This is a genomic window from Micromonospora endophytica (assembly GCF_003236305.1).
Lineage (GTDB): Bacteria > Actinomycetota > Actinomycetes > Mycobacteriales > Micromonosporaceae > Micromonospora > Micromonospora endophytica.
Genome location: NZ_POTX01000290.1, coordinates 1 through 6445 on the forward strand (window position 1 = coordinate 1; position 6445 = coordinate 6445).

The window sequence follows — 6445 nt, forward strand, 5'->3', positions numbered from 1 at the left end:
TGATAAGGTTACGGCGGTCATGGCGGAGGGGAAACGCCCGGTTACATTCCGAACCCGGAAGCTAAGCCCTCCAGCGCCGATGGTACTGCACTCGGGAGGGTGTGGGAGAGTAGGACACCGCCGGACATCTTTCTAATTCAGGGCCACCCCTCACGGGGTGGCCCTGAATTGTTTCATGGCCTCCTGCCAACCCCAACGCGTCGATCATGCAGTTATGGTGCCGGAAAGAGCAGCGATTGTGCGACTTTGTCGACCACCACAACTGCATGATCGACGCGTTGCAGGGGGCCGGCCTGGGCAGGACGGGTGTGGTTCGTGGGCGGTGGTGGGCGTGGGCAAAAGGAGGTGGCGTGGGCAAAAGGAGCGGCCCCGCTGGCGGGAAGCCGGCGGGGCCGCGAGCAAGCTGGCGTGGCGTCAGGAAGGCTGCTTGGCGCAGATGAAGCGCGGTTCAGCGGCGTAGGTCCAGCTGAACTTCTCCCGCTTCACCACATTGCCGTCCTTCTTGATGACGCGGAAGGCGTCCTGGGTGAAGCCCTGGCTGCCGTTGGCGGGGATGCAGCTCGGCCCAGGCTCGAGGTAGACGGTCTTCGGCGAGGTGATGTTGCGCCGCGGGCTGTACTCGGTCTTGACGCTGTCCCAGATCTTCGTGCCCCAGATCGACACCGTGATCGAGTTGCCGGTGTACGAGGTGTCGATCAGCACGCCGTGGTCGGTGTTGTTGCGGAACTTGAAGTCGAGGTTGGGCCAGAAGATCGTCGACTCGATGACCGCCGGATAGCGGCTGAAGTAGTACGAGTGCGGCTTGTGCTCCACGTCCTCCAGCCCAGCGTAGTAGATCGCGTTGAAGAGCGTGGTGGTGAACTGAGAGGTGCCGCCACCGACGCCCGGCACCAGCTTGCCGTCGAGGATGACAGGCGCGTCACGGTAGCCCTGCGCGTAGCCGCGTTCCCCGGTGTGCCCGTTGAGCGAGAACGTCTCGCCGGGCAGCACCACAGTGCCGTCCACGTCCTTGGCGATCGTCACGATGTTCTGGCTGCGCGGCGACCCGAGCCCACCGGTGAAGTTGGTGGTGAAGGAAGCGACCTTCTCCTTGATGCCCAGGGTGCCGATCTTCTCCGCGGTGAGCTTCGGCTGGACCGGCTTGAGCTCGGCGGAGATCGTCCGGTCCGAGTCGCGGGACAGCACCTCAAGCAGGTCATCGCCGAGCTTGCTGGTGTCCACCTGCTGCCCGGCACGCCCGTCAGTCACCTTCGGCTTGTTGCCGGAGATGGCCATCGTCGCGTCCTTCGGGGCCACCTCGACCGCGTCCAGGCGGTCCCCGAGTGCGGCCCGTAGCTGCTTCACGTCCACCCGGGGCGAGAGCTTGCCGGCCTTGTCGGCCTTGAATCGGAGGCTCTTGGCGATCGCCTGTGGCGGGATCTCCACCGAACCGCGGTCGGTGGAGAGCTTGACCGGTGCGGCCACCGCCGGCTCGGCCAACTCGGCAACCATGCGGTCGACCTCCTCGGCCGAGGTCGCCGGATGGTTCTCCACCAACGGCACGGTCACCGACTGCCCACGCAGCCAGCCCTCCTTGACCACCTCCGCCGAGTGCTCGGCGTCCACGTCGAGGCTCGGTTTCGGATAACGCACCTTCGGCTTGGTGCCGGTGAAGGTGATCGCCGGCATCGTCATCTTCTGGCCCTGCTTACCGACGAGCTTCTCCAACTCGGCGGTCAACTTCGGCACGTCGACCGAGACCACCGGCTCGACCTCGCGGGAGCCGACCAGCCGGTCCACCGCGTGGGCGTCGGCCGCCGCCGCCGCGGCCACTGTCGCGTCCACGTCGACTGTCAGCCCCACCTCGGCCGGGACGATCTCGGCGGTCCGCTCTCCGACGCGTACCTGGATGGGAGCGGACAGCTCAGCCGCGCGGCGGTCGAGCTGCGCGCGCAGCTCCCGCGCCGCGTCCGTTTTACTGCGTCCGCCGAGCTCGGTGCCGAGCACTGTGGTGCCGCGTGGCACATCACCGACGTACGCCCAGACGCCCACCGCGCCGACCGAGGTGAGCACAGCGGTGGCCACCCCAGCGGCCAACAGGATCCGGAACCGGCTGGACCGCTTGGGATCGCCCTGCGGGGCGACCGGCGCCTGTCGTACCGGTTCCTCGACGGGCGGCCAGCTGACCGCTTCCACCTGCACGGTGGGCCGGTCGTCATCGGCGGGCGGACGTTTTTCGCCGTACAGCGTCACAACTACCTCTTCGGGAAAAGCCGCGAGTTGAGCCGGGACCCCCACCCCGGAAGACAACTACGGTAGCCAACGCGACGGCCGGTGGGGAGCCAAGGTCTGTGCCTTGCGGGTTTCCCTCCTCCCGTGTCCACCCTCCGTCCTCGTTGCGTCATCGTAAGTCATCGATTACCGCGGTCAGTCAGAGGCGGGCGAGGGCTCGGCGGAGCGGGTCGAGGCCGAGGGCACCCAGGTCGAGGGCCTGCCGGTGGAACTCCCGCAGGTCGAAGTCGGCACCCTTGCGCGATTTCGCGTCTTCCCGGGCCTGGAGCCAGATCCGCTCGCCGACCTTGTACGACGGCGCCTGGCCCGGCCAGCCCAGGTAGCGGTTCAACTCGAAGCGCAGCATCTCGTCCGGCACCCGGCAGTGCGCCCGCATGAAGTCCCAACCCAACTCCGGCGTCCAGCGCTCACCGGGGTGGAAGTCGAACGGGTTGTCCTTGGGGATCTCCAGCTCCAGGTGCATGCCGATGTCGACGATCACCCGGGCCGCGCGCAGCGCCTGGCCGTCGAGCATGCCGAGCTTGTCGCCCGGGTCTTCCAGGTAGCCCAGCTCGTCCATCAGCCGCTCGGCGTACAGGGCCCAGCCCTCGCCGTGCCCGGAGACCCAGCAGAGCAGCCGCTGCCAGCGGTTGAGCAACTCGGCCCGGACCGCGGTCTGCCCGATCTGGAGGTGATGCCCGGGCACCCCCTCGTGGTAGACGGTGGTCACCTCCCGCCAGGTGGAGAAGTCGGTGATGCCGTGCGGCACCGCCCACCACATCCGGCCGGGCCGGGTGAAGTCCTCGCTCGGGCCGGTGTAGTAGATGCCGCCATCGCTTGTCGGCGCGAGCATGCACTCGATCCGCCGCACCTGCTCCGGGATGTCGAAGTGGGTGCCGTGCAGGTCGCTTATCGCCTTGTCGGCAAGCGCCTGCATCCAGTCGCGGAACGCCTCCTTGCCCCGGATGGTGCGGGCCGGATCGGCGTCCAGCGCCACAACCGCCTCGTCGATGGTGGCGCCGGGGCCGGCGATCTCCGCCGAGACCGTACGCATGTCGGCCTCCAGGCGGGCCAGCTCGGCGAAGGCCCAGGCGTACGTCTCGTCGAGGTCGATCCGGGCACCGAGGAAATACTGGGAGGCCAGCTCGTAGCGCTCCCGCCCGGCAGCCTGCTTGTCCCGACCACGAGGTGCCAACTCCGTACGCAGGAACTGCCCGAACTCGGCGGTGGCCGCGGTGGCGGCGGCCGCGCCCCGACGCAGCTCGGCGGCGAGGGCGCCGTCGGCGCTCAGCCGCTCTACCAGCCCGTGGAACACGTTGTCGCCGTCCGGGTCCACCCAACTGTCGCACTGCTTGGCCACCTCGACGAGCTGCACCCGGGAGCTGACGTGCCCGGCGGCCAGAGCCTCGCGCAGGGTCGTCTTGTAGCTCTCCAGCGTGGCGGGGAAGAGGCTCAGCCGGGCGGCGATGTTCGCCTGTGCCTGCTCACCCTCGGTGGGCATCAGGTCGAAGACCATCCGGATCGAGTGCAACCCGCTGGTGATGACGCTTACTTCGCTCGTGGTCTCGCCGGTGTCGTACCTGGTGAGTTCGAGCCCGAGTCGCTCCTGCATCGCGTCCCGGGCGATGTGCTCACCCTCGGTCTCCGGCTCGGTGGCGTCGAGATCGGCAAGCGCGCGGCGGGTCAGCTCGGCCTGCGCCGCGTATCCCTCGGGCGACAGGTCGTCGAGCTTGTCGTCATGACCGGAGATGCCGACGTAGGTGGCGCCGGTCGGGCTCAGCGCCGCCCAGTCGGCCACGTAGCGGTTGGCGATGTCGTCGATTCGTCCCACGCTGCGAACCCTACGCCAGGGGGCTGGGCCGGTGTGGTCAGCGCGCTCAGGGCAGCAGGTCGGCCGGGTCGAAGTCGATCGGGAAAGGCTCGTCGGCACGCAACCGCTGCCCGCTCACCGCCTGGGCGAGCGTGTCGTAGCCGCCGAACTTGCCGAGGGTGAACAGCTCCACCGCGACGTGCCGCAGGCGACGCGAGATCTCCACCCGCATGAAATACGGCACCCGTCCCTCGGCGCAGGGTATCGGCTTGTCGACGAGATCCTGGCGGCGGCTGCTGGGGGAGACGAACTCGACGGCCATGGTGCAGAGGTGGACCGGGATCCAGCGGTCTTCCTCATCGGTCTTGGGCAGGGTGTGCAGCACCGTGACGTCCGGCTGGATCCAGCGCTGCGGCGAGAAGGTCAGGTTCACCTGACCGAACACGTAAAAGCCGTGAGCCCTGGCGGCGGGCTTCAAAAGATGAGCAAGCTCGATCTCGCCGTAACTGTTCGTGCCGACCTCGGCGGGCGTCATGACCAACCTTCCGTCGATGCACTCGTAGCGTGCCTCGGGTGCCTCAGGTAACGGGAGGTAGCGGTCGGCGAACTGGGTCGTCCACATGCCGTCGAGATCGAACAGTGGGTCGAAGCGCATCGGCATCGCCATGGTGTACACCTCCTCGGTCGGTCAACGCCCTACCAATGTATGTGGTTTCTGTGGTGCACGACACGAGGTGCGGGTCAGCGGTGGGCCCAGGTGAGGAGGTCGTCGGCGGTCCAGGTGTTGATCACGCGGTCGGCGGGGACGCCGCAGCGGGCGGCGCGTTCGCAGCCGAAGCGTTGCCAGTCGAGCTGTCCGGGGGCGTGCGCGTCGGTGTTGATGGCGAAGCGGCAACCGGCCTCCAGTGCCCGCCGGATCAGGCGTTTCGGTGGGTCCTGGCGCTCCGGACGGGAGTTGATCTCCACGGCGGTGTCGTGTGCGGCGCAGGCGGCGAAGACCGCGTCGGCGTCGAAGTCGCTCTCGGCCCGGGTCCGCGCCCGGTGCCCACGGTCACCCGGCCCGGTCACCCCGGCCGGCCGGGACGACACCATCCGGCCGGTGCAGTGGCCGAGGATGTCCAGGTGCGGGTTGGCGATCGCGGTCAACATCCGACGGGTCATCTTCGCCCGGTCGTCGCCCAGGCCGCTGTGTACCGACCCGACCACCACGTCCAGCCGGGCCAGCAACTCCTCCTCCTGGTCGAGGGAACCGTCGGCGAGGATGTCGACCTCGATGCCGGTGAGGATCCGGAACCCCTCCGGCAGCGCCGCGTTGAGCTGGGCCACGTGGTCGAGTTGCTGGCGGAGCCGACTCGCGGTGAGGCCCCGGGCCACCTTGAGCCGGGGCGAATGGTCGGTCAGCACCAGATATTCGTGGCCCAGCTCAACGGCGGCCAGCGCCATCTCCTCGATCGGCGAGCCGCCGTCGGACCAGTCGGAGTGGGTGTGGCAGTCGCCCCGCAGGGCGGTACGCAACGCGGTGGCCTCGGCGTCCAGATCGACGCCCTCGGTGGCGAGCAGCCGGCGCAGGTAGACAGGTTCCTCACCGGCCAGCGACTCGACCACGCAGCGCGCGGTGACGTCACCGACCCCGGCCAGCTCCCTGAGGGTGCGATCGCGGACCCGCTCGGCCAGCTCCCCGCTCGGCAGCGCGGCAAGCGTGTTCGCCGCCGTCCGGAAGGCGCGTACCCGGTGGGTGGCCTCGTTCGCCCGCTCCAGCAGGAACGCGATCCGGCGCAGGTCGGCGATGGGGTCGCGGGTCATGTCCTGCAACCTACGTGCCCGCGCCGCCGGTCGGGTGACGACCGGCGGCGCGGGGTGGTGGTACGCGGGATCAGCTGAACGGCAGCCGGAGCACCGAGCGGTTGCCGACCCCGATGGTGCTGGGGTTGTTGCCGATGGCGGACCAGACCTCCACCCGCACGGTGCCGCCGCGCAGGTTGCCCAGGGCTCCGGTGCTGGAGTGCAGCCCAGCCGCCTGGGTGTAGTTCTCCCAGCCGGGCACCGGGTCGGTGGCGAAGTAGCGGTACGTCTCGACCCGCTCCCAGCTTCCGTCGCCGGTCAGGTCGTACGAGACGCGGGTCTGCACCCCGTTGCCGACCGCCTGGCCGGCGTCGACGAAGAGGTCGAAGGCGGTTTGCCCACCGTTGTGGGTCAGGTTGAGTCCGGTCGCGGTGAAGACCACCGGGTTGCGCGGGGTGCCGTCGGAGTTGGCCCCGCCGGCACCGGCCACGGTGGCCGTACCTGCGGTTGCGGCCGTACCGAGGCCGCCACCGGAGAGCAGGTAGCGGGTGGGCGAGCCGGTCGGTGGGTCGGTGGGCGTGGGAGTCGGCGTGGTGGTGGGAC

At 69.1% G+C, this 6445-nt stretch carries 4 protein-coding genes, 1 rRNA gene and 1 pseudogene; 1 reads left to right on the top strand and 5 read right to left on the bottom strand.

Features of this window, described 5'->3' with window-relative positions; genetic code table 11:
- The first annotated feature begins 9 nt into the window (after positions 1–9).
- Positions 10–126: ribosomal RNA gene (gene rrf / locus C1I93_RS27005) — 5S ribosomal RNA — on the top strand.
- A gap of 288 nt (positions 127–414) precedes the next feature.
- Here rrf and C1I93_RS27010 read toward each other — a convergent pair.
- The 5 genes and pseudogenes from C1I93_RS27010 to C1I93_RS27030 form a co-directional block, all read right to left on the bottom strand.
- Positions 415–2232, bottom strand: coding sequence for a VanW family protein (locus C1I93_RS27010; RefSeq protein WP_111246097.1), 1818 nt, complete (start codon positions 2230–2232; stop codon positions 415–417).
- A 178-nt stretch (positions 2233–2410) separates the two neighbouring features.
- Positions 2411–4081 carry a DUF885 domain-containing protein gene (locus tag C1I93_RS27015; protein WP_111246098.1) on the bottom strand — a complete coding sequence of 557 codons (1671 nt, stop codon included), beginning with the start codon at positions 4079–4081 and terminating at the stop codon, positions 2411–2413.
- A 46-nt stretch (positions 4082–4127) separates the two neighbouring features.
- Positions 4128–4727 (bottom strand): Uma2 family endonuclease, encoded by a 600-nt coding sequence (locus C1I93_RS27020; RefSeq protein ID WP_146603589.1) that lies wholly within the window; start codon positions 4725–4727, stop codon positions 4128–4130.
- A 74-nt stretch (positions 4728–4801) separates the two neighbouring features.
- Positions 4802–5863: a PHP domain-containing protein gene (locus C1I93_RS27025; RefSeq protein ID WP_111246100.1), complete on the bottom strand. Its 1062-nt coding sequence runs from the start codon at positions 5861–5863 to the stop codon at positions 4802–4804.
- A 70-nt stretch (positions 5864–5933) separates the two neighbouring features.
- Positions 5934–6445, bottom strand: a pseudogene (locus tag C1I93_RS27030) (glycosyl hydrolase); the annotation flags it as partial.

Excerpts from the sequence above, each read along its gene's own strand:
- C1I93_RS27025 (WP_111246100.1), bottom strand. The coding sequence starts at position 5,863 with ATGACCCGCGACCCCATCGCCGACCTGCGCCGGATCGCGTTCCTGCTG.
- C1I93_RS27020 (WP_146603589.1), bottom strand. The coding sequence starts at position 4,727 with ATGGCGATGCCGATGCGCTTCGACCCACTGTTCGATCTCGACGGCATG.